Below are 22,422 nucleotides of genomic sequence, written 5' to 3'. Positions count from 1 at the left end.
GACATGTGACCTCATGTGATGATCGGGANAACCGTGATTCGGTGTCAANTAGCNGTCNGCTCAGCAGCGTCAGNNACTTATGGTCGTTAANCTGGGTAATAGAGGGCCATCGTGTTGTATNNCCAATGTGAAACACAAAATACTCGGTCAGCTGTCAGAAAACACTGTCTTTTTAAGTATCGGGACTCTGTGGATTACACAGGCAGGAACACGGCCATGGCGGTGAGTGAAGCGGGAATAACGATAACGCGATCGGCCATGAGAAAAGCGTATCAATGCAGAAGCGGTAACAAAGGTAATAGTACAGTCAGGTCCGCCATTCCCGGTCAGGCTGATAGTTGTCCGGGCAATAGTTGAGGAAGGTCAGCGCCTGGGTCAATGTACCCGGCTGACCAAGGCATGAAAGGAAATGATTCCTAATGAGGTGGCGCAATGGTATTTAATACCGTGTAACATCGAATCGTTTTTTAAGCTGATAAAGGGGGCGGGTCATGATGTGGAGTCCTGGTTGCAACGCAGTGCGGGAGCGGTGTTACGGCGGCTTTTAATTTGGAGTATGGCTTGTGTACTGGCGTGGCGTTTCCAGCGAGGAAATGATGAAGAGAACATCAGGGCAAGACGATTATTGTGTTGTTTCTAGGCACGTCAACAGAAACGGGGGCGACGAGAAAGCGCGCCGGCTATTCTGGCGGGTTTATCACTGCTGCTAAACACGTTACAGTTGTTGTCGGAATACTCGGCAGAGGAACTGACCCGGTTAGCCGCAAGTTTGTTAGGTCAGTTTGACGATGTGTAGATACCTATGCCCTGGGACCCGGGGCTGGGAAGATAATGTTAATCGGGTGCCCAAAAGCGGTTAAACCCTGTGAAGACATCACCATAAGAAAATCCCTGACAGGAATGTTGTTGGTAGTGGCAAAGTGCTGGCTTTGCACAATAACAGGAATAGCTCGACCTTCTCCCGGCGAAGACGCTGCCACCCTGATACGCTCCAGGCAGGCCTGATGCAACCCGCTTAAATCATTTTCAGGGTAGCCGTCTTCATCCCGATCAATCCTGTCATGGCAACCAGGGCACAAAAGCATAAGGTTGGCGCAATCGTTTGTGAGTGCCAGAGCTCGCTCATCACTATGCTCAACGTTTCCTCGGGGCCCTTTAGGACTTGCCGGTAAAATATGGGCAACTTCTCCCCACCTCATTGGTGTACCAACTCGGTAATCATGAGTCAGGTCGACCCCACAGAGTTCACAATGGCCTGCGGTCCTGACCCAGACAATACGTTTCACTTCGTCAGTTGTATTAAAACGTCCACCAGAAGTACTCGTTTGTTCTTTAGTATTCAAAGCACTGCCCCTCCAGAGCTCTTCGGCTTGCGGCAAGCCGTGCAATGGGGAATAACCAGGACTTTGCCCTTTTTCGGCAGAATCACCTTACCTGTCTTTTCATGAATAGCTTTTGTAGCAAAAGTGATTTCACAATCCTGTTTACAGCGTGGGCAGTAGCCCATTCGTGGTGTGGTCATATACCACTCCTTATGTTTCATGGAGTGCCATTTCACCGGAGGCAGGCTTGTCGGCTACGCTATAATTAACGTATACTCAACGTTCTGATCAGCAAGACTCAGTGGTGAATGACGCTCCGCAGAGTTTTTGTTTTTCTGGTGAAGGGCTGTTTGCAGACAGTTCTTCACCATCCCCTCAGAAATAATCCAGCCAGACCAACAACTTCATCTGAATGAACCTTACTGAACTATCATGTCGATTTGATTACTTTCCCGACTGAGGTGATCCTATCTCATTGCGTAAAGCAGTGCAACATGTGATAATACACGGTATATTTAATAGATCATAAATTGGAGCATATCGATGACAATGTTTCATGATGTTCATCTGGAACTGCTGGTCGACGCCTATTCACTTCCCCAGGCAGAACGACTTGCGTACATAGATCTCTGTATTCGCTACCTTGGCAGCATCTCCAGAGCTGAAATTATGGCTGAGTTCAAGGTTGCTCAGGCTGCAGCATCTAAGGATCTTGCTCTCTATCGGGAGCTAAAACCAGATAACTGCAGCATTGATACTACAACCAAGAGAACTGTTATCCTTGCAGACAGCTATACCCCTCTGATCAGGATTGGTGTTCACACCGCCCTTAACCTTATTCAGTATGGGTTTACGCGCTCCGAATTAATGCAAAAGCGGCCTATGTTACCCATTGATGAGGTGGACCCACTCTATCAGCCGGAACGTCTCAAAGAAGACCAGGTAGTTGCGGTAACAAGGGCAATAAAGGGACAATGCGCCATTAGATGCTCATATGGTTCAAAAAGTGGTGATCATAGGGAAAGGATACTGTTTTCATCAGCATTGTTTGTTGACCGCAAGAACTGGTATTTCAGAGCCTATGACCGAAATGAAGAAGAACCACATCGCAGTGGCTTTAAGAACTTCAAACTATCCAGGCTTTTTGATGCTCATTTGGAAGCATCAATTTCACCGACTCTTGCTGAGAAGATGGATAGGGAGTGGGATGAAGAAATCACTTTTATTATTGAATTTAAAAAGAATTTGCCAAAAGAAACAATTAATGAGATATCGCGCGAGTTCTCTATCAATGGTAACGTCCATTCCGTCACCTGCCGCGCAGCGCTGGCCTGTTATGTGAAAACCAATTGGAAAATTGACCTGACCAATGATGAAAATAATAAGTGGTTATACTTTGATGTACTGAATGCCGAGGCTTTACGAGAAGTTCAGTATCTAGCACCATTGTTTAAACAAAAAAACGGGTAATTATTACAACAGATTGATTTGTGGCTGCTTTTGCAGCCACCCTCTTCATCTTCTACGGGCTGTTCCCATCTTAACCAACAAGCCATTGTTGGCTTACCTCCTGCTCAGGAGCTTTGCAACAAAGCTCATCCATCACATCCCTCTATCCGTATTGTGCCGGAAAAGATACCTGCAAAATCAGCAATGTTATTCGTAAAAATACGTATTTATAGTCGGCATCACCTTTTGGGATGGTTCGTTTGTGTAGAGTAAGACTGCTATCTGTTTGTAATTAAGAGGGATATATGGCAACAGAGAATCGTTCAAAATTGCTTCGCATGACCATCCGGAACATTGGATGTATAGGGAATGAAGGCATCGATATAGCACTCGATAACATTGTTTGTCTTGTAGGTAAAAACAACGCTGGTAAATCAACTGTCCTACGAGCATATGAGTTAGCTAAAGGGCCGACGGCATTTGATGCCGGCAGTGATCGACACCAACATGCTTCAGAGGATGAACATTCAGAAATTTTGCTCGAAGTTCACATTCCTGACGGTATTGGTAATGTAGATGCAAAATGGAAACAAGAAAGAGATGGTTTTCTAGTCGTTAAAAGCCGTTGGCAGTGGAAAGCACCTGATTTTTTGAAAGTCCGTACAACTTGGGATCCTACCGCGGGGGAACATGGTGAAGGGGACTGGGCAGAGGACACTAAAGCAGGCGGCGCTGATTCAGTTTTCAACTCACGTCTGCCAAGACCTTTGCGTATAGGGTCACTGGATGATGCAGGCAAAACAGAAGATGTGCTTCTGAGTTTTGCTCTCGCCCCTTTACAGAAAGAGCTTGAGAATGCGCGGCTTAATCCCGAATCGCCACTGGCAAAAGCGATTGAAAGTGTTTCCGGAAGTATCAACTTGCTTAGTGAACAGCACCAGGAACATTTCAATGGTATTGCGGGTCGAGTTTCCGAAGGATTTAAAGGTATTTTTCCGGGACTGGATGTGAGTCTGAGTATCGGTGCCGCCCCTCTGGCACCTAAAGTTGCTGATCTCATCAAAAATGGCTCTAGCTTAAAAATCACTGACGGGAGGGCCAATACCTCTCTTAGCCAGCAGGGCACGGGTGCTCGCCGCGCACTATTCTGGTCAATGTTGCAAGTTCACAATGAACTTAATCGCGACAAAGAAGTACGTGCTGAATTCCGCAAGCGGCTTGAGAAAGAAGTAACTGAACTTGAGAAGAAGCTAAAAAAGCCACCTAAAAACGCTGATTTGGATGCCCTTAATGATGAACTTACTCAGGTTAGAGCCCAACTGGATGCCCATGATAGTGGTGCTCCGATCCCTGATAGTCCTGACGATCCAGCCTTTCCTGGGTATTTGCTGTTAATTGATGAACCCGAGAATGCCCTTCATCCCATGGCTGCTCGTGCAGCACAGAGACATCTGTATCAGTTGGCTAAGAACCCTGACTGGCAGGTGATTATGACTACCCACTCTCCGTGTTTTATCAATCCATTTGAAGATCACACAACCATTGTGAGGCTCGAACGCGATAATTCCGAAGAAAATTCAGCAGTTACACCAAGAACCTACCGCTCGGACCATATAGCTTTTGAGGGTGATGAAAAACAGCGCTTGCAGGCATTGCAACACATCGACCCCAGCTTTTCAGAGGTATTCTTCGGTTCCCATCCAATTCTCGTTGAAGGGGATACCGAACATGCTGCATTTATGGCCTCGATCATTGAGCGTAATAATGCATTGATGGATCAGATTGCAGTCATACGAGCCAGGGGAAAGGCCATCCTAGTCCCGCTAATCAAGGTACTGACTCACTTCAAAATCCACTTCAGTCTTGTCCATGATTCGGATTCACCTAACCGCTCCGATGGCGTTAAAAATGGAATGTGGACTGAAAACCGAAAAATCCATGAAGCCTTGTGTCAAGCCAGAAACTCTGGACTAACAGTCCGCCATCGAGTCAGTGTGCCTGACTTTGAACGTTTCCTTGGTCACAGGGAAGCATACAAGGATAAGCCATTAAATGCTTACCTACAGATCAAGTTGGATGATGGATTAGCGGAACGGGTTCAGAGGCTAATGGATTCCCTTCTGCACTCTGATGAGCATTGCTCATTTGGGAATGAAATCGATCACGATCATTACATGGAAAAGTTACTGGAAGTTGTTTCTGAGTGGGCTGTAGTGAACGGATATGCGGAGGATGTGCGCTTTAAGGTCTAAAGCTGAGGGAAGCAGCATGTGTATGATTATTCTGCGGCAGTAGAAATGTAACGGGGATGGATTACGTCAGAAATGACAATTTTTATCGGCTACTGACATAGTAGTCCTTGCTAGAGAAAATACTTAGCTTATTCGTTCCTTGTAAGCAATCTCTAGACATCCCCAACATGCATCTTAAAATAGGTCCCTATAAATCATGAATCCTAGGAAAATCAATGCAATCAATCCAGTTCGACCTCCACAAGCTTGGATGGAAGGCTTTCGAGGATCTAGTTTCATGTATCTTGAAAGAGACCCTTGGGCAGACATTCCAAGTATTCTCTGACGGCGTTGATGGTGGCCGCGACGGGGCTTTCTATGGCACTTTGTCGGAAACTGGTTTCGACGGTGACATAAGCGGTAGTTTTACTACTCAATGTAAACATACCAGTAAACAAGATATGAAGCTTTCAAAGGGAGTTATTAGTGACGAACTTCCAAAGATTGATCGGCTTGTGAGGAAAGGGCTTGCCGATGTATACCTCCTATTCACTAATTGTTCAGTTTCCGCCGAAACTGCCGCCGTGATGGAAGAAGACATGCGGAAGGCTGGTGCAAAGTTTGCAAAGATTTACGGTGCAGAATGGATAAACCACAGCATATCCTTACACCCAAGTCTTAGGCGTATGGTGCCCCGAATATATGGTCTTGGTGATCTTTCCCAAATAATTACAAATCAGGCATTCCGGCAGGCGAAAAGTGTGCTCGATTCGATTGCTCCCGATCTTGCATGCTTCGTTCCCACAGATGCATACCGCCGTTGTGCACACGCTATCAGGGATCACGGATTCGTGATGCTTATAGGTGAACCTGCAAGTGGTAAAACTATGATCGCTAATTTGCTGGCGCTCTCGGCGGCTGATGAATGGGGATTACAAACGCTGATTTTAAGTTCGCCGGAAGATTTGGATAGGCAATGGAATCCAGATGATCCAGGACAATTCTTTTGGGTTGATGATGCTTTTGGATCTAATCATTGCGACTTTAACCGAGTCCAGGAGTGGAATCAAAGACTCCCTAAGTTGAAAGCCGCTATACATAAGGGTGCGAGAGTGATTTTCACTTCGCGCAGCTATATCTTCCGTGCCGCCCAGAATCGGTTAAATACAAATAAGTTCGAGTTATTCAAAGATAGCCGAGTCACAATTGAAGTTGAAAAACTCTCCGAACCTGAAAAAGCCATGATCCTGTACAACCACTTAAAGCTTGGTAAACAGACTAAGGCATTTCGGAGGTCGATAAAAAATTTCCTACCGACAGTAGTTTCAGTGCCAAAATTTCTTCCGGAAATTGCCCGGAGATTCGCCAACCCGCAGTTCACGAAAAAGCCCGTGCTTAGCGAAGCAGCGGTCGTTGATTTTTTCTCCAATCCCACCGGGATCATGGCAGACATTATAGGTGGACTCGCACCAGCCGAAAGAGCTGCCTTAGCCGTTGTGTTTGCAAATGGAGGAGAACTACCAATTCCGCTTCAGCTAGATAACCCTCAGACAAGCAATATCATCACGTCTATGCAATCAAATTTTGGCGACGTAAAAGCTGCATTGTCAGCATTAGATGATTCACTTATCAGGATTAGCAAAACACAAGACGAACATTACTGGAAATTCCGCCACCCAACCATTCGTGATGCTTTCGCGACCGATGTTTCGGGTAATCCAGAACTCATCGAAATCTACCTTTCTGGAGTCACAAAGGAAAGATTAATCGAGGAAATCAGTTGTGGAGATATGGGAATTGAGGGGATAAAACTGGTTGTGCCACGCAGTATGTTCAACAGAGTTCTGGACATCATCGATCATAGTGGCAACAGAGTCCCCATCAGTAGGCCAATACTCTCATTTTTGGCAAGCAGGTGTTCACCTGAATTCTTGGGACTTTTTTTCAATAACGACAAAACAAAGGCTAATTTGCTTGATTTAATCAACTCTGCGAGAAGATACGATAATAGCCTGACAATACTGGGTAGGCTGAATGTAAATGGTCTACTCGGTGATGAGCTCAGGAAAAAAGTACTGGACAGACTGAGCTTCCTTGCCGCAATAAACCATTCTGATTGTTTCATCGACGCCGATTTTGTCGGAGTTTTACTCTCGCAAGAAGAGAATGCCGCCAGGCTTTCAGTCCAAAAAGTCGGGTTTTACTCTAACATGAATGAAATAATCCAAGATATAGAGGACTCCTGGGGTACAGACGATGATGTAGACGAAGCATTCTACGATGTCACACGCCTTTTGGAGCGATTTCGTGACGAGAACAATGAACTTTACTGTGAGGATTTTTATGATGAAGATGAATGGCAAAAATCTGAACAGTTCATTCGTGAAATCGAAACTAAGAAAGATAGGCTGAAGCAGAAGCAATCCGAGGCAGTGGATTACGACGAATTAGAAACAGAAGAAGCCCAGAGTACAAATTTGCCATCAGGGCGGAGTATTTTCGATGATGTTGACGAATAGAATCTTAGCTCCATCACTAGTGAGATAGAGGCCTTGACCCGAGCTGTTCACTTCGAAACCTTGCCAAACGATAAGTAGCACTCACTGAAGAACTGACTGAGCTGGACGAATCTTTGGACTAATTAACCCAGGAATACATTAGCAACCTGTGCAGACAATTTGGCGTAGGCCCTCAGACTGCAGCAACATTGCTGGTAGTTGCAGGTGATAATCCTGTCCGCCTGAAAAGCGAAGCCGCACTGGCAGCACTTTGTGGTATCAATCCGTTGCCAGTATCTTCTGGAAAAACGGTCAGGCATCGATTAAATCGTGGCGGCTCGCGTGAAGCGAATATACGAGGGTTTGCAACTTGGGAGCAACAATACAGTTTTAATTAGCATGAGGGTCTTCCTGTTTGGTGGGCGCCCCCCATGAGACGGGCATATAAAAAGCACCAGGCTATATGACCAAACCTAAAGATGCCACCCCCTCTTGAGGCAGACGCTGATGGGTCGCGAGCAGCATCTTCATTTCTCGTAAAACAAAGCGCGGCATCCAGCCACACAGCGACTCAAAATCAAACCGTTCGCTGTTGGCATTTCCTTCAGGCGTCACCCAGCAATTTAAGATCAGTTCATCATAGAGCCACTCATCCAATTGCAGGCTGATATCGTAATCGCTAAGTAGCTTACAGTGCAGCTGATGGGCGATTTTTAAGCCCGCCACATCCAAATCGCCAAAATAGAGCAGTTGTTTTACCTGTTCGACCTTGAGAAGTTGTGATACGCACTCTGCCTGGCCTGACACTTTGTTACCCGCGCCATAAACAACCAGTGACCAGTGAGTCTGAACTCGATTAAGTTGGCATAGTCGATAATACACATCGGAGTTTTCAACAATGATAGCCGGAAGATCGCGGCAGCCTGATGACTCATACGGTAAAGGCGGAGCACGTCGAAACGCGCCCATATCAGCCAAAGTCAGTGTGACATGCTTCCAGCCGTCAGGCGGCATGGAATCCAGTGCTTTTTCATCACCAAATATAAGCAGAGACCGCTCACGGTGCCCGAGCAAGCCCGGAAAGAGTGGCTTGTCGCCCTTGGTTTGGCGAAAGAGATATGTATTCAACTGCTGTAAGCGTGCCTTGATTGGAAGTGTCAGTTGTCCTGTAATACGATGCGCCAACCAGGGATGCCAGGCTATTTCTGATGCCGTCTTCGTAGGGACGATGGCACCTTCGTAAACAAAAGTATTTGGTAGGCTCATACCCCGCCAGTAGCGATACCAGCTAGCTTTATGCTTAGGCTGAGCCCGCCAGTCCCCTTCAAGCAGTTGCGTAACGGCCTGACTCAGCAAACCTGGAACATCCTGGCGCAAAGCCTCCTGGCTGTGTACGCCTAACACCTCATCCAGAACCGCATTGGCTTTCACTGTTCGGACAGCCTTACCGGCGGCAAGACGATGCTTATTGGCTGTCGACTCCAGTCGGGATAGCCAGATCATTACGCTACTCATACCATACCTACCTTAAAAGACTGGCTCGGACTTTGGCTTAGCAACCAGGGAGGCCGACCACAGGGCGTGGCGTTCTTTATCAACGGTTACCAGATCGCGCCGCCTCAGTTTCTGAACTTTGTTCAGGAAGAGATGGTTATCAAACATCGATTGGGCGTTTTCATCCGAGATGCCAGTCAAGTAGATGAGCTGGATTTTATAGGCCCTGGCCATTTGGGTTTGAATACGCATCAAATCATCGGCATTCGATTTACCCAACGGGTTGTCGGCCAGTAAGAATCCTGCACTTGAAATACCCGTATCGTATTCACGCACTTTGCCGACCGTCACAAACAGCAAAAAGGCAGATGTGAGGCGCTGCCCACCTGAACCTTCGAGCCGGGTGACAGGAGTCCATTGTGGACGACTGACATTCGTCTTCAGCAGACGAACCTCCAGCTCCCCTTCGCCAAATACCGACTGAACCAAATCTGCTGTCAAGGCGTCCCGGTTGGGCACGCGGGGTACCTGCCCCCTGGCTATCCACTGCTGTAAGCGGCTACTGGCAAAACCCCTGAGATCTGCGGCAACATCATTAAGCCGGTCAGTCATTTTGATGATAGGGCGACCAGGCAGTACGGGGCAATCCTCAGGAATTTTAACCGACATAACACGCTTGAGGAGTTTAATCGCCCCCTCCAGATGAGCAGTCAGATGGCTGACTGCCAGGTCAATCGAACGCTGGAATTGTTCCAGGCTATCTTGCACAGCTTCGAATACCTGCGTGATCCCTGTACCGACCCTGTCCAAATCGCCCAGCACTTCGTGATAAGTTGTGATTAAGTCCAGTTGCCGTAAGTATTCCTGACTGGCTCGAGCGTCTAGATCCCTGGCCGACTCTTCTTCGATCCGTTTGCGAAAGCGTCCCCAGACCGTAGCGACACATATATTTTGCTGTTTCAGCGTTTCTTTTAAGCTTGCGTACATTCGGCATTGCGTGGCCAGCGCGTCAGCATACTCAGTGATGCTCAGGATCCTGACAGGCAGACCTGCTGCAGAGGTCACCGTGATGGGCTGGATCATCGCCTGAGCTGTTTTGGCGTTCTGTAGCCGTTCTTTCACATTTTCAATCTTTTTCAACTGCAGCGTCTTTTGCTCCAGTTGGCGTTTGAGCTGGTATTCAGTTTCATGTAGGCTGTTGACGATTTCAGCCAGAGACGTTTGGATCGTTTCTATCTCGATGGGCTTCTCTTCCCACACAAAGTCCTCGTCAAGTGCTTTGCTAGCCTCCTCGCATTTTTTGGACATATATTGCATAGTTCCCTGCGCCGCAATCAGGCGCTGCGTGAATTGCTTCTGCTGTTCATTTAGGTGTGCAATGCGGTTATTAATCAACGCCAGCTCATTGAGGGCCACCGATTTTACCGCATCCGGATACACCTTGTAGGCAGGTTGAGCCGTTAAACGCTTAGAGGCGTCACGTTGTGCCTGCTCAGCATCTTTTCGCTGTTGCTTGAGAGCCATTACCTGATCACCCTTAGTTGCTTCTAGCAATTGTTTGTGCGACTGAGCAGCTTTCTCATGGGCATCTTTGGGGCTTCGTCCTTCGATACCTTCGGTCGCCGTAATCTCTGAATAGAACGGCTCGTTGCATAGGTTATTCCATTCGCTAATCTGGATGCTTATATAGGTTTGCTCGGCGCGCTTGTTCTCCGCGAGTTCTCTCTGCCGTTCCAGCTCCTCCCTCAGGCTTACAAGAGTCTCCTCGCTTCGCTGAATCTGCTCGGCTAGCTGCACCAGTTTCATTATCGCCGTTTCACGTTTCGCCCATTCCATTTCAACAAAACGGCTCAGTTTATCATGTGCTTTTTCTGCCTGAATTTTCTGCTGTTGGGCACTGTTTAACCGCGCCAGAGCATCCGTTTTCTCGTCGCGCAGTGTTTGTTCATAATGCTCCGCCTGCTTAAGTGCTGCATCAGCATTTTCCAGCGTTAAGCGGGCCTGCTCCCGGTGTTCAATCAGGCTCGACCAATGCTTACCGTATTGATCGTAATGCAAACGCCAGTCACCCCTGAAAGATTGCAGTACCTTAAAGACGCTTTCCGCAGCCTCCACACTGGCTTCCTGTAAAGCTACGGTGTTCTCCAACTCTTGCAGCCGGGCTTCGTAAGCGGCCTGACCATAACCGCACTTGTCGGGATTTGAGAGTACGACCTGCATCAATTCAGGCGTGACGCCCCGGAGATCCTGTGCTTCATCCAACAAATAAATGGCAATGGGCGCTTTCTTCCAGGCCAGTTTCTCACTGATTTTGTGGACCTGATCAAGCGTTGCATTGTCAAGTGCGACCAGGCTCAGGTAGCGGCCAGGATTTTGATCGATCACCTCTGCAATACGCTGGGCATCGTCGTTGAAAGCAGAGGCCAGATAGTGTGGAAATGCCCAGAGTTTATCCCGTGCAATACCAGTCGTATAGAACGCTTCAAGCGCCTGATTGATCTGCTTAGTGACCAGTTCATGCCCCGTCAGTTTTAACTCGTCCAGCTCGTGCCTGGCTTGCAGCAAGCGCTCTTTCATTCCATTCAGCGTTTGAGTGTCCGCATGCAATACCTTGTCGAGCTGCAATCCGCACCGCTCGCTGTGCCAATTCGTGTCCTCAACGTCAACATCATGTTGCGTTGACGCTGGGAGTGTTCGATAGGTTTTTACTAGGGCCAGCGTGCTATCCACCGCCGCCTGGTGCTTTTGTTCAGCCAGGATGAGCGTCTGATGGGCCTTACTTTGCTCAACCGACATTTCGCGCACCACATGCTGCTGCGCTTCCAGCTCCTGCTCTTTCTGGTGATGGGCAGTATTAGCCTGCTCTTCAGACTGCTGTGCATCGCGTAAGGTTAATTCCAGTCGATATAAGGCGGCTGCAGGCGTTTCTCCCTTCTGGATCAACCCAACTTCACATAATTCGTCCCGTTGCGATTCTCCTTGGCGTTTGTCTCCTTGATATATGCGACGATCCGCCTCCAGGCCGCCCAGCGTCTTTTGTACTTGGTCGTATGATTGTCTAAGGACATTACTATCCTTGCCTATCTGTCCCAGTTCTTCTTCGAGCTTCGCCTCCTGCTGGCGATGCCTGTCGATTGCCCACTCTAATACGCCCAGAGCCTCGCCAGCAGTACGCTCGAAAATCACCTGCAGCGGCTTTTCCGTTTCACTTTGGAATACCTTCAGATCTTCGTCTGCCTGACGGTACTCATCCAGAGCCTTCGCATAGGATTTGTAGTCTATAGCGGTGCGAGTAATTTCAATCTGACGCTGATTTACGTCGGCTTCGCCCTTAAGCGCGTCGACCATAGCTTTTTGTTTGTTGAGCTGATGCAGCACGAGATCATATTCAAGTAGCGCTCTGCGCTTGCCCAACAGTTCACGCAGAGACACCGCCTGGTCAATGTGTTTTTGCAAGCTTCCCGTGTCATCTTCTAGCTGCATCTGTTCAATCTGTGCTTCCCCGATAAAGGCTGTGAGATCGCGCATTGCTTCGCGGAAACCATCATCCAGCAGTTGCTGCTGAGCCTGAGTGCTTTCCAGCTGTTTAGCGGGTTCAAGAAACGCCTGCCAGTTAGCCAGCACATCCTTCAGGAAGGACTCGTTACGACGGATATCCTCTAACTCCCCCTGACGTTCAACTTCATGCGCCACCAGTTCACGCAGCCGCTCCGCAGTATCCTTAGACATGGTGCAGGCGAAGAACGCGCCGAGGAAATCATGCTCGGTTTTGTATTCGATGAACCGGGTCAGACCACCTTCTTCAGAGTTGAAGGTAACCATTGTTTTGATGAGATCAACGTTGATTTGTTGTTCCAGCAAAAATGCGCGCCATTCGTTCTGCCGGGTGGTTTTTCGCCAGTGCATGCCCCCTTCACTGCCCGCCTTGAGATTAAGCCAGCTTTCAAAGCTGTGCAGGCTATTGGCGTAGGAACGTAGCGCGGAATTGCGTTCAGCACGAGAGTAGGAGGGCACCTCGTCAAACGGCGCGCCCAGCAGGGAGTCAGGCGCATCACAAATAAACAGTGTGCAGTCAACATCATCCCCATTGCGCTGATGAGCGTGTCCCAGTAATAACGTTTGGCCTGATTCATTGACCATCTCAACCAGAATAACTGAGAGTTCTTTATAGAAGTAATTGCGGTAGTGGTATTCACTCTGGCGACGATTAGCCAGGTATTGGGTGAAGTCACTAACGGATGGCTCAAAGATCGATAACAGCAGTGCGATGTAGGTTGACTTACCGCCCCCATTCACAAGCTGCTGATAGGTACTGGTCACCACCTTCGCATTCCTGACGGGCGAGCTCTGCCCTTCAATAGCAGGACTATCGACCGCTTGAGACAGGCCAATATAGTCCAATGTGAGGTCTTTGTAGAAGGCTTCTTCATGGCCTGCGCCATCCATATAAACCCGTTTAATCAGCCACATGCTTAAATCTCCGTCAAGCGTTGCGTTTCTGGGGCTCCAGTGGGGACTGGACGTTCATTGACCGAAGGGAACTCCGGGTTACCTGCTAATGCTGCAATATCGATTTCAGCTAAATCGGACGACCGATCTTCTGTGCCTGGACTGATGCTCATCACAAAACGCACCGTCTCTTCGATGCCGGTATGGCGCAGATAATGTTTGAGTTTTTGGGTCGGATACCAGTCGGACTCACCCGACAGACTGCTGTCTTCGGCAAGAAAACCTTCCTCCTGCAGCAGTTGTATCCAGCGCGTCGCCATTTCTGTTTGCGAGCGAATACTCGAGACGCGCCCCACCTTTTCGTCGTGAATACGGGGAATGCGTTCTTCCTGCACAAACCTGGCCGCCATCAGTAGACCGTCTACGGTATCGTCGCCTTCGGCCTTGCGCTGTGCGATCACCTGGTCGGCAACATCATTGAGCCTGGCCACCACTGAGGCAGCATTAATGGCGCGGCTCTGACCGAACTCGACACGAACCGTGTCAGGGGTTGGAAATAGGTCAGCCAGCAACGCAATCAAGGTTAAGCCTGCAAACAGACGCTGTTCTTTGCGTTCCTTGCCCAACTGCTCAACCATTGTTTCGGGTAACAAGCGCTTATTCAGCCAGCCCAAAGACGGGGCAAACGGACCTCGGCCATCAGCAGCCAGTAATACCCCGTACGTCTCATGGATGCCGAGGTACCGCAATTTCATGCCTGCCGCGACGCCACGGATAATCTCAGCGAACAGGGCATCACCTTGCAGGTCAAGCGCACGTTGAATCGGCTCATCCCCCATTTTATATCCCAGCGAATTCATAATTGCCTGCGTGGCAATCTCGGCGTAGCGTTTCGCTTGTTGATGCGTGTTGTCGTACATAACTACTCCTCAAAGGGGTGTACGGGAGCGGCAGTTAACAGTTTTATATTGTTAGCCCGCCAGAGCGCTGTTTCGACAGCGTCGCCGCCTATCTCCACTTCTATTGTGGGATCGCTGTTAGCCGCCAAACTGCCAATATGAAGTAAACAAACCTGTTGTTCTTGTTCGGATAATTCGTCGCACTCATAGGCGTCGAAAACATCTCTAAAGCTCACATGCCCCCGATTCTTCAACCGGTCACTAACCCAATCGCTGCATTTCTTAATGACAGACTCAGGGATACCGCGCAGGTTGGTTTCAATCGCTACGGGCTGGTCGGCGGGGTCCTGTATTTCATTTGGAAGCGCTTGTTCAAATCTATCGAGATAGAGGTTCAGCAGCGCATCAAGGTCAAACAAGATGTGCCGATCATCATTCTGACTTCGGGGAGCCAGCAGGTGTGCGATGAGATCATCTATTTCCTTTTCAACAATGTCGGGGGAATGTGACAGCAAGGGTTTGAGTGCACCTTTTTCCAGCGTTTCCCGAAAAAGGGTGTTATCTCTGGGAATAATGAGTTTCAGGCGAGCTCGCTCAAAATCTTTGTTCACATCGAGTAAGCAGTCTTGATAGCGCTGCGTAAAGGTGCAGACCTCGGCAAAAATCTCTTGCGCCTTGCGCAGCTTATTTAATTTATCGGGGTGTAAATCTGAGCGTCTATCAACCAGCATTTCCGTAATGGCCGACATCGTGTTGCGAATATGCTCCAGCACTTCCCGAGTCTTATCAAAGGAGTCATTGAGTACGGGGCGGATATCCTGCGCATAGGATGCACTCAAATCACCCGACTGGGCGGCACGTACTTTCATACGCATCCCAATCAGATATTGCTCCAATTGCCGCTGCGTTGACTGGATCTGGTGTACTGCCTTGTCGATCTCACCGCGACGGATGGTTTTGAGCGTTCGCCAGGCCAGAATAGCCGCGCGTTCTATCGGCGTTTCATCCAAACGGAGGGTATAAAACAGCATTCCCTCATCGGTCAGCGACCAGAGAATATCATCTGAGCCGGATAGCTGGTCGTAGCGTACCAGACGAACTATTTGTTCTTCGGAATGCGTTCGTTGCGTGAAGTCGTAATAACGGAGACGAAAAGGGTCTTTGATCGCTGCAAAAATCTTGCTGGCAACCTGCGCGTAGTCTGAGGCTTCTTGTCCCGGATATGCTTCATTGAGGTGCTCAACAAGGCATAACTCCGCTTCTTTACGTGTCATACCGGGTTGGCGCTCACGGTCAGCATAATAAAGCATGGCGTCAAAGAGATGCATGATAGCCGCCAGCGCATCAAGCTCGACGCCGTTGAACGGATTGCGTTGTAGGGCGCTATATATTGAATCCAGCGTCCGCACGACCAGCAATGCGTGGGACTGAATAGTCAGCTCGCGGCGTGCCATAGATTCATTACGAGCCTGCTCCAAAAACTCTAGCGACATAACATTCTCCCCATGTAACAGGGCCACTATAGTACGGCAAGGTAATTTAAGCAAAGAAACTTTGCTTAAATTTCACAAATGGCAATATTATTTGTTTTGAAGCGGTTCACCTCCTATACTGAATTCATATCTCGGATCGCAAATAATTAACCCGCAAAGACAGAACAAAACTGGTATGTATTACTCAACGTTTCTTGAGAAACACAAAACATCCCTCAGCCACGCACAATGGTTGCGCTTGCGCTATATCGAGCGCCAGCTACTGTGGGAGCGAAAAGTCACTTCGCGCATGATTGCTGAAGAGTTTGGTGTCTCGGCGCAGCAAGCTCGTACGGATGTACGAACCTACCTGGAGGTAGCACCAGGTAATGCTTTCGAGCAGGGAGGTGGCCGAAAAGGATATTTCCCCAGTGCGACGTTTGTGCCTGTTTTACTGGGAGACAACGACCTTGTATGGCGTGCGACGGCCGAGTTTCAACCGCCGCAAGCGGCTCACGCGCAGGAAATTCCGCTCATCCATCGCGCAGTGCATAGCCGTACACTGGCAATTTTTTTGTCAGCGATCGAGCAGAAGGGCCAGGTGGAAGTGACATATGCGTCAATGGAAAACCCGGAAGGCACGTCCCGTACACTAACCCCTACGGTTATTATCACCGTTAACGGGCGCCAGCATGTGCGTGCCTATGACTGGGGCAGCTCGACGTTTAAGGACTTTGTTTTGGCGCGATTTCTGGACTTACCGGAACTGATTGTCCCATCGGCAGCCCCACCGCGTGAAGACACTGCGTGGGAGATCGCGATCCCTGTACGTTTTATTGTCAACCCAGCTCTAAGCAAGGCGCAGCAGGAAGTGATTAAACGGGACTACATACTCGAACCACGTGAGTTCAGTATTCGCGCACCGATGATTTTTTATTTGTGCCCCGAGAACAATCTGCCTAAAACCGACGATGAATATGCACAGGCTACTGATCCCAGTGGTCAAGGCCCCTTTGTCTATCCAGTTCTTGCTGTGCACACCCAAACAGGTGAGCCTATTCACAAGTATCGCCATGCAGGCGAGAGATAGATAGCCCTTCTGTTTGCTAATTTGTTGCCATGCGCTGTTACTGGGCGAATGATGGCTTGGGACCTGAGCGGAAGCTATACGGATCGATATTCGCTCAGTTACGCAAAGTCATACAAGATGGACAAAGAGGAAAGTATTGCTGTTTGTAGTAACGCATCGAATTGCTCTGTAAATACATCGGCAAAAGCGGTGTATCAGCAAACTGCTCGTGACGAAAAAACCATCACTGTGCAGATTACGTAATAACCCGGACTCGATCGCTGTAACCCATGCCTGACAGATCGGGTCGGTGATCTCGTTTTGTCTATGCTCCCGCGAAGGATCACATCCGCTGCAAAAAAAGTGCTCTGGTTAAGGAGAAACAGCACATCAACATCCTCATTACCATCAATAACCCACCGTATTCTGATCTGAGTCGATGGTGCAGGCTTGCCCTGTGCCTGCCGGTTATCAGTAGGTAGGACGATTTCTTGCTGTAACCTCCGTTGAAACTGTTTAATAGTTTCTTCAGGCTCCGGTGACCTGCGGAATGGAAGCGTAGCACGAAAGCCGACCAGTTGTGGGTAGTGATTGATGGCTGCCCAAAGAAACCGCTGGGTTTACTCTGCTTTGCTGAACGAGTCCATCACATCTTCCTAGATATTGGGATTCATATCAAAAAAGATGACGTAAATGATTTGAGCGCACCTTAAACGTTTCTCGACTAAATTACGGACAGCCACGACTGACGGGATATATTCAGTAGCAGGAGGCAATTGTGAGATACCAGAAAAGGAGTACGGTTTCAGGCCTTCCCACGCAAAGAAGGCCCCAGTCGAGTTACAGATCGATTTGGCTGCAACCGAAGTTACGATCCCCTTCCCCAAAAACTTTGGTTTCGACTTTGCTCAAATAATCCAGACGATCAAGCAGGTCTTGGTAATGTTCTTTGAAATCAGGTCTGTTAGTGTCCAGCACGTAACGGCACTCATCTGGAAAATGCACCAGCCCTTGATGATCGTCCAGTTCCAGCCCCAAGGCGCTGTACCATGCTCCAATAATCATTCCTCTCAGGGTATTTTCCCGCTTGTAATCACCGAGGTTGTAGTAGGCGTCTTTGTTGAATAACAGGCAGATGTGATAATGACATTTACCTGATTCCGAAAACTCCCTAGCCCATAGAATAAACATAGGACAGCGATAAATACGTTTTCCTTCTCGCTGTTTGCGAACTTTTTCCGCTTCCAGCTTAGCCTTTAGGGAGCTACGCATCCGGGACATCACTCCTGGCTCCAGATTAGGGAAACAGCAAATGTTATCACCGTTATCGACGATACCCGGATAATGGATATCCACCCTTACCGCTGTAACTCGTGGATATTTATTCGTCAGGGCATTAAGTAATGCATTAATCTTCATCCGATAAAGCTGTACATAATTCATATCAATATACCTATGTAGTTGGTCCTACTGTCTATCAAGGACCGTATTGGTTATTGCCACACAGGCAGGGCTATACCTTACCGATGATTAAGATATATACTGGCATCAGATCTTAGTATCCCCATACCGTAGTGATCTGATAATCACTTGATTACTAATACTATCCTTAGATGGTTATTAGGCAGTACTAAGGATAGATAGCCATTATAATACCTTTCCAACATCTAAATTTAAGATAAAGTCAGCCCCAGCCTGTGATGACTGTTTAAAAGTTACTCTGCAATTAGCTTGCTGAATTAACCGATAATTCCTTTATTCCAGTGACGTTTAACTGTCGATATACTAATATCCAAATATTTAGCCGCTTGTGATTACGTTAATCCTCTAAACTTAACTGTCTGAATGTCATTGTAGTGCTTGCTTCCCTCTCTTCTCCCTAATGGTTTAGTGATATTCCTTGTCTTCAATGCCGCTAAGTTCATCTTCCTGCATTCATGCTGTATTTGAGTCAAAATTACAGTAAAAATGTACCCATCAGCCGTTGATATAAGCTTCTTATGGGGATAACAACAGTGGATGTGGATCGACTTCCTAGCACATCTCAGCATGTTTTTTTGTATATCTTCCGCACTATTTCCCAAGCTGTTAAGCCCTGGCAATACAAGCGTGTCTCCTCTATTCATATATCGATTAATTAGATCTTTTAATAACGGCCTCTCGGATAGTGGTTGTTGAGCATCAGCGACTTCAACCATTATGTGATGAGCTTTAATTGATAATGCCTTGCGCATGTCACGATACTCTGACTGCTGGGGGAGTTCCTCAGCTTCTTGCGAATTAGCACAGTAAAAATATAAATAAGAAGTCATACTGCATAACTCCGGTATTAATTATTAATTATTACTACCTGAGCATGTCTATAAACACTCAAGTAACAATTCGATTTAACGCTTTGTTGTTGTCTAATCAAATATCAATTTATTCACTAATTGGGTAGTTAGACAAAGATAGAGCCAACAAAGAATATAGTGTCATCACGCTTACTATTGGTGTCATAAATTAATTACCGCCTAATTAGCAAAAGGATTAATGATGGTAATATTGCTTCCTGACCTCACGGAAGATGGAACGTCACGTTCTCGAATCACTGGAATCATCACCACCTTATCGTTTATATAAAATATCGGAATCCAACAAATATGTGGGAATGATATATTTATAGAGTGCCTTTTGAGAACACTATCTATTCCGTACTCAATTAGCTCAATAGCAGGAAGCAATACAACTCTGCTAAGATCAAAAAAATTACCTTCATACATTGTATCTTTGATCAACTGGATAGTAGCAAGGCCAGTTGCCAATCGTTTTGCATAATTCACCTTTCGATCCGTGTAAATATAAATAACATTTTTCGCCTCAGTTTCCTCAATGCAGTTTCTTAACGTCTTTTTAATTTCCTCTATTTCAAGATTACTCATCCTCTGATCTGGCAGACTGTTTTTTATATCTTTCACATCCAGAATATCTCCTGACATCAAAATATGAGACTTTCAAATATCCAGAAGAAACTCCGCATCTGTTTTTTTCGATTCACCCGAAATTAATGGGATTTGTTTTTTCAAAAACGATGGTGCAGCAGTGTGCAACACTTGCGAAATAGTCGCGGAGAGTGAACATCCTGCATTTTTACTATACTCCTTATAAGCTTCAATGGTTGAGTCGTAGTTAGTAGAGAACGTGATTTTTTGTGACATAAGGCCCTCTCTGTAATATTAAACAATGCTTCAACTCAAGTTATTCAACCATATTCATATTGCTCTCTGTGTATTGACGGCGAGGCCAGTAACTTACTAAAGTTTCAGATAACATCATCGAATGGTGATCCAAAAAAGTAAGTCGCTCAGAAGCCAGCCGCAAGACTTTGCCCCAATAGCTTTACGCAAAGGAAATTTACCTGCTCGCTCAAGCTTCCACGCAGTGGAGCGAGCAATGGATGTAATATACTGACGCTCTTGTTCTCGTACCAAGCGATCGGAAGTCTCTCCATAGTTCTTCAGAGCCTGTAGACGCTGTTCAGCTGTTGGTTGAGTAAAAGGTGTATTCATGATTGCCTCCTGTTGTTTTGGTGGAGACAATCATGTATCAAAGCGTTTTAGCAGGAAAGAGACTTGGGTTACGGTAAGCCGTTATTAAGAGGTTAGTGGCACCTTCTGTTTTAAACGAGGCCTTTTCAGCCATGCAGAAACCTCATCTTGATTGAATGAAAGTTTTGAACTATATCCCTTTGATAGCGCTAACTCGTTGAGTAATTTGGCTATTGCCAATGATGATTTTCTGATTTTTTTTCTTCGCAATACACCCGAAGAAGAAAATATAGAGCAATTTCTTGTCTCGGCATCCATCTTTTTTCAATGTTGCTTTCCAGCTCGGGTCTTTCAGCCCAGCGCGTAATAGTCCCAAGCTCTGGCGATTTATCACATACTGTTTTCAAATAATCCACAACATTACTAAGAGTTGGCTCACCTTTTTTATTTTTAGCACACCACTCATGTATAATTAAATAGAGGGCGAAGAACATTTTCGCGGGGCGTTTTTTAGTTAAAGCGGAGGTATCACCAATATTTCCCATTAAATTTATTTTTTCTTCTGTAACTGAATCACTTACGTCAGGAAAAAGTTCTCTTACTTCATTCACCCTAGCGAATAATGATAACTGCAAAATATAAGCAGGCTTAGAAAAAATAAGATAATCAAATATATCAAGAGCATGAACCGTCACATCACCAACAGAATCTTTATCCGTCAATAAGTACCTCCCTTGGCTTAAATGGGTAACAGATGTTGGCTTAGCAAGCCAATAGCCTCGAGCACTCCCCCGATACCTATATTCATAATACGCTCCCAGCCCCGGTCCAGCCCCTTCCTCAAGCTCATATTGAGCCTTAACTTCCAGATGAGCACTTAAAGGGTGTTCCGGGATAAAAATCAAGGTATCGTGGTCTGGGCTATCTTTGCTCTGATAGAGATCACGACCGTAGAGGATGTCATCTCTGGCATATTCATGTAGTTGCCTCGGGATGCAACGCCTGATCGTACATGGTGGGCTATCACTACCGAAGTGAATGTAAAGGGGCAGTTTTTCGTCAAGCCACGCCTTAATGAACACATCAGCATCCACACCAAAGCGAGGGGCCATTTCCTGCAGAGAGTAAAAATCTTGCGCCATATCTTTCCCCTAAATCTATAGAGTAGTGAGTGCGCATATTTTACACGTAACGTAATAATTCATTAGTACTTTTAGCAAAGGCTGGAAATCGCAGTGCAGCTGATTAATCCCTGAGAAAACCAAGTTCCCCTTGGTGAACTACCAACAGATAACAGCCTTGCCAGCCATCCCTATCCGCACTAGAATCAAGGTTGAAACAACGAGACTTTCCAAATGACAAAAAAAACAGCATATAGTCAGATTACTAAAACTCAAATCTACCGTGCCGTCGCCAGCTCAACCGCGATCGAAACGGGTGTTTCTGTGCAAAAAATTGAGCAGCAACTCAAACAAAATCAGACACAGGCGAAAGCCGTTGGCCTCTCCCGTTAATCTGGCAAAATGTCACTCACCAGTTGTATCATGGGGCTGTAGTTCCCCGATACACCCGCCTGAATTGCCTTAAAGTAAAACGCTTTGTGCTCATCCCATAAGCAGTAATCGAGTAAGCCCTTTCCCGCCTGAACCGACAGTACATCGCAAAATAGCCGCGACAGACGCCCGTTATCTTATCTGAATGGATGGATCAAAATAAATTCCACATGGCATTCAGCCAGATAAATAACCAACTCCAGACGAGCCAGGGATTTCAGCCCACCGGAACGGGAGAGAAATTGCTTGTCGAAACAATCAATTAGAAGTGGAATCCTGTCTGCAGCAGCAAACTGGAAGCCGTCCTTTGTCAGGTTAGCGTTACGCAGCCTCCCTGCCCAATCGTACATATTCCCAAGCTATTCCACGCTTCCGGCAAACTCACCATAAGGCGTTCATAGCTCGCCTATCACACACCGTCCAAAAGAAGCGGTCGAGGCAATGCTGTGGGTAGTGGAA

Annotated in this window: 18 protein-coding genes and 2 pseudogenes; 7 read left to right on the top strand and 13 right to left on the bottom strand. The window is 47.1% G+C overall.

Features of this window, described 5'->3' with window-relative positions; all coding sequences use genetic code 11:
- Window positions 1-409: 409 nt before the first annotated feature.
- Entirely contained in the window at window positions 410-640 is a 231-nt protein-coding gene (locus PTE_RS24750; RefSeq protein ID WP_051477045.1) for a hypothetical protein, read from the top strand.
- A gap of 160 nt (window positions 641-800) precedes the next feature.
- On the opposite strand, the gene PTE_RS00545 is transcribed toward PTE_RS24750, so the two are convergent.
- Together PTE_RS00545 and PTE_RS00540 are read right to left on the bottom strand one after the other, a co-directional pair.
- Complete coding sequence (locus PTE_RS00545; RefSeq protein WP_036843425.1) at window positions 801-1,343, bottom strand: HNH endonuclease signature motif containing protein; 543 nt, start codon at window positions 1,341-1,343, stop codon at window positions 801-803.
- Entirely contained in the window at window positions 1,340-1,522 is a 183-nt protein-coding gene (locus PTE_RS00540) for a hypothetical protein (protein WP_036842211.1), read from the bottom strand. The genes PTE_RS00545 and PTE_RS00540 overlap by 4 nt, the downstream gene beginning before the upstream one ends.
- 343 nt (window positions 1,523-1,865) lie before the next feature.
- Between PTE_RS00540 and PTE_RS00535 the strand changes: the two genes are divergently transcribed.
- The 4 genes and pseudogenes from PTE_RS00535 to PTE_RS26095 all read left to right on the top strand — a co-directional run.
- Window positions 1,866-2,792, top strand: a complete 927-nt coding sequence (locus PTE_RS00535; RefSeq protein WP_036842209.1) for a BrxR family helix-turn-helix transcriptional regulator — start codon at window positions 1,866-1,868, stop codon at window positions 2,790-2,792.
- 317 nt (window positions 2,793-3,109) lie between these two features.
- Entirely contained in the window at window positions 3,110-5,023 is a 1,914-nt protein-coding gene (locus PTE_RS00530; protein ID WP_241826085.1) for an ATP-dependent nuclease, read from the top strand.
- 215 nt (window positions 5,024-5,238) lie between these two features.
- Window positions 5,239-7,521 (top strand): nSTAND3 domain-containing NTPase, encoded by a 2,283-nt coding sequence (locus PTE_RS00525; RefSeq protein WP_036842206.1) that lies wholly within the window; start codon window positions 5,239-5,241, stop codon window positions 7,519-7,521.
- A 158-nt stretch (window positions 7,522-7,679) separates the two neighbouring features.
- Window positions 7,680-7,853: pseudogene (locus tag PTE_RS26095) on the top strand (transposase); the annotation flags it as partial.
- A gap of 106 nt (window positions 7,854-7,959) precedes the next feature.
- Here PTE_RS26095 and PTE_RS00515 read toward each other — a convergent pair.
- Genes PTE_RS00515 through PTE_RS00500 form a run of 4 tightly spaced genes read right to left on the bottom strand, consistent with a single transcriptional unit; the run spans window position 7,960 to window position 15,835 of the window.
- Window positions 7,960-9,003 carry a Wadjet anti-phage system protein JetD domain-containing protein gene (locus tag PTE_RS00515; protein ID WP_036843419.1) on the bottom strand — a complete coding sequence of 348 codons (1,044 nt, stop codon included), beginning with the start codon at window positions 9,001-9,003 and terminating at the stop codon, window positions 7,960-7,962.
- 24 nt (window positions 9,004-9,027) lie between these two features.
- Complete coding sequence (locus PTE_RS00510) at window positions 9,028-13,464, bottom strand: coiled-coil domain-containing protein (protein WP_036842205.1); 4,437 nt, start codon at window positions 13,462-13,464, stop codon at window positions 9,028-9,030.
- Between the two features lie 2 nt (window positions 13,465-13,466).
- The gene (locus PTE_RS00505) at window positions 13,467-14,363 is read right to left on the bottom strand and encodes a hypothetical protein (protein ID WP_036842203.1); all 897 of its coding nucleotides are present in this window, start codon (window positions 14,361-14,363) and stop codon (window positions 13,467-13,469) included.
- Window positions 14,364-14,365: 2 nt separating this feature from the next.
- Window positions 14,366-15,835, bottom strand: a complete 1,470-nt coding sequence (locus PTE_RS00500) for a hypothetical protein (RefSeq protein WP_036842200.1) — start codon at window positions 15,833-15,835, stop codon at window positions 14,366-14,368.
- 175 nt (window positions 15,836-16,010) lie between these two features.
- On the opposite strand from PTE_RS00500, the gene PTE_RS00495 reads away from it, so the two are divergent.
- On the top strand, window positions 16,011-16,904 hold the full coding sequence (locus PTE_RS00495) for a BrxR family helix-turn-helix transcriptional regulator (RefSeq protein WP_036842195.1): 894 nt from the start codon (window positions 16,011-16,013) through the stop codon (window positions 16,902-16,904).
- A gap of 819 nt (window positions 16,905-17,723) precedes the next feature.
- Here the strand turns inward: PTE_RS00495 and PTE_RS00490 are convergent.
- The 6 genes from PTE_RS00490 to PTE_RS25515 form a co-directional block, all read right to left on the bottom strand.
- On the bottom strand, window positions 17,724-18,326 hold the full coding sequence (locus PTE_RS00490; RefSeq protein ID WP_036842192.1) for an inovirus Gp2 family protein: 603 nt from the start codon (window positions 18,324-18,326) through the stop codon (window positions 17,724-17,726).
- Window positions 18,327-18,697: 371 nt separating this feature from the next.
- Window positions 18,698-19,195, bottom strand: coding sequence for a hypothetical protein (locus PTE_RS26090; protein WP_036842189.1), 498 nt, complete (start codon window positions 19,193-19,195; stop codon window positions 18,698-18,700).
- A 201-nt stretch (window positions 19,196-19,396) separates the two neighbouring features.
- The gene (locus PTE_RS00480) at window positions 19,397-19,840 is read right to left on the bottom strand and encodes a hypothetical protein (protein WP_131601378.1); all 444 of its coding nucleotides are present in this window, start codon (window positions 19,838-19,840) and stop codon (window positions 19,397-19,399) included.
- Between the two features lie 36 nt (window positions 19,841-19,876).
- Window positions 19,877-20,080, bottom strand: a complete 204-nt coding sequence (locus tag PTE_RS25390) for a hypothetical protein (protein WP_131601375.1) — start codon at window positions 20,078-20,080, stop codon at window positions 19,877-19,879.
- A gap of 114 nt (window positions 20,081-20,194) precedes the next feature.
- Window positions 20,195-20,431 (bottom strand): helix-turn-helix transcriptional regulator, encoded by a 237-nt coding sequence (locus tag PTE_RS00475; RefSeq protein ID WP_036842182.1) that lies wholly within the window; start codon window positions 20,429-20,431, stop codon window positions 20,195-20,197.
- A 209-nt stretch (window positions 20,432-20,640) separates the two neighbouring features.
- On the bottom strand, window positions 20,641-21,552 hold the full coding sequence (locus PTE_RS25515) for a hypothetical protein (protein WP_036842181.1): 912 nt from the start codon (window positions 21,550-21,552) through the stop codon (window positions 20,641-20,643).
- Window positions 21,553-21,765: 213 nt separating this feature from the next.
- Here PTE_RS25515 and PTE_RS24740 point away from each other — a divergent pair, with 213 nt between their 5' ends.
- On the top strand, window positions 21,766-21,924 hold the full coding sequence (locus PTE_RS24740) for a hypothetical protein (protein ID WP_110742731.1): 159 nt from the start codon (window positions 21,766-21,768) through the stop codon (window positions 21,922-21,924).
- Here the strand turns inward: PTE_RS24740 and PTE_RS00465 are convergent.
- Window positions 21,921-22,322 (bottom strand): annotated as a pseudogene (locus PTE_RS00465) (Fic/DOC family protein); the annotation flags it as partial. The gene PTE_RS24740 and the pseudogene PTE_RS00465 sit on opposite strands and share 4 nt — an antisense overlap.
- Window positions 22,323-22,422 lie beyond the last annotated feature (100 nt).

It is taken from the genome of Photorhabdus khanii NC19 (assembly GCF_000517265.1).
Lineage (GTDB): Bacteria > Pseudomonadota > Gammaproteobacteria > Enterobacterales > Enterobacteriaceae > Photorhabdus > Photorhabdus khanii.
The sequence above is the reverse complement of the archived record's forward strand: the minus strand, read 5'-3'. Positions and strand labels throughout refer to the sequence as shown.

Excerpts from the sequence above, each read along its gene's own strand:
- PTE_RS00525 (WP_036842206.1), top strand. The coding sequence starts at position 5,239 with ATGCAATCAATCCAGTTCGACCTCCACAAGCTTGGATGGAAGGCTTTC.
- PTE_RS00495 (WP_036842195.1), top strand. The coding sequence starts at position 16,011 with ATGTATTACTCAACGTTTCTTGAGAAACACAAAACATCCCTCAGCCAC.
- PTE_RS25515 (WP_036842181.1), bottom strand. The coding sequence starts at position 21,552 with ATGGCGCAAGATTTTTACTCTCTGCAGGAAATGGCCCCTCGCTTTGGT.
- PTE_RS26090 (WP_036842189.1), bottom strand. The coding sequence starts at position 19,195 with ATGACTTCTTATTTATATTTTTACTGTGCTAATTCGCAAGAAGCTGAG.
- PTE_RS00535 (WP_036842209.1), top strand. The coding sequence starts at position 1,866 with ATGACAATGTTTCATGATGTTCATCTGGAACTGCTGGTCGACGCCTAT.
- PTE_RS00530 (WP_241826085.1), top strand. The coding sequence starts at position 3,110 with ATGACCATCCGGAACATTGGATGTATAGGGAATGAAGGCATCGATATA.
- PTE_RS00490 (WP_036842192.1), bottom strand. The coding sequence starts at position 18,326 with ATGAATTATGTACAGCTTTATCGGATGAAGATTAATGCATTACTTAAT.
- PTE_RS00500 (WP_036842200.1), bottom strand. The coding sequence starts at position 15,835 with ATGTCGCTAGAGTTTTTGGAGCAGGCTCGTAATGAATCTATGGCACGC.
- PTE_RS00540 (WP_036842211.1), bottom strand. The coding sequence starts at position 1,522 with ATGACCACACCACGAATGGGCTACTGCCCACGCTGTAAACAGGATTGT.
- PTE_RS00505 (WP_036842203.1), bottom strand. The coding sequence starts at position 14,363 with ATGTACGACAACACGCATCAACAAGCGAAACGCTACGCCGAGATTGCC.
- PTE_RS25390 (WP_131601375.1), bottom strand. The coding sequence starts at position 20,080 with ATGTCACAAAAAATCACGTTCTCTACTAACTACGACTCAACCATTGAA.
- PTE_RS00515 (WP_036843419.1), bottom strand. The coding sequence starts at position 9,003 with ATGATCTGGCTATCCCGACTGGAGTCGACAGCCAATAAGCATCGTCTT.
- PTE_RS24750 (WP_051477045.1), top strand. The coding sequence starts at position 410 with ATGATTCCTAATGAGGTGGCGCAATGGTATTTAATACCGTGTAACATC.
- PTE_RS00475 (WP_036842182.1), bottom strand. The coding sequence starts at position 20,431 with ATGAATACACCTTTTACTCAACCAACAGCTGAACAGCGTCTACAGGCT.
- PTE_RS00510 (WP_036842205.1), bottom strand. The coding sequence starts at position 13,464 with ATGTGGCTGATTAAACGGGTTTATATGGATGGCGCAGGCCATGAAGAA.
- PTE_RS24740 (WP_110742731.1), top strand. The coding sequence starts at position 21,766 with ATGACAAAAAAAACAGCATATAGTCAGATTACTAAAACTCAAATCTAC.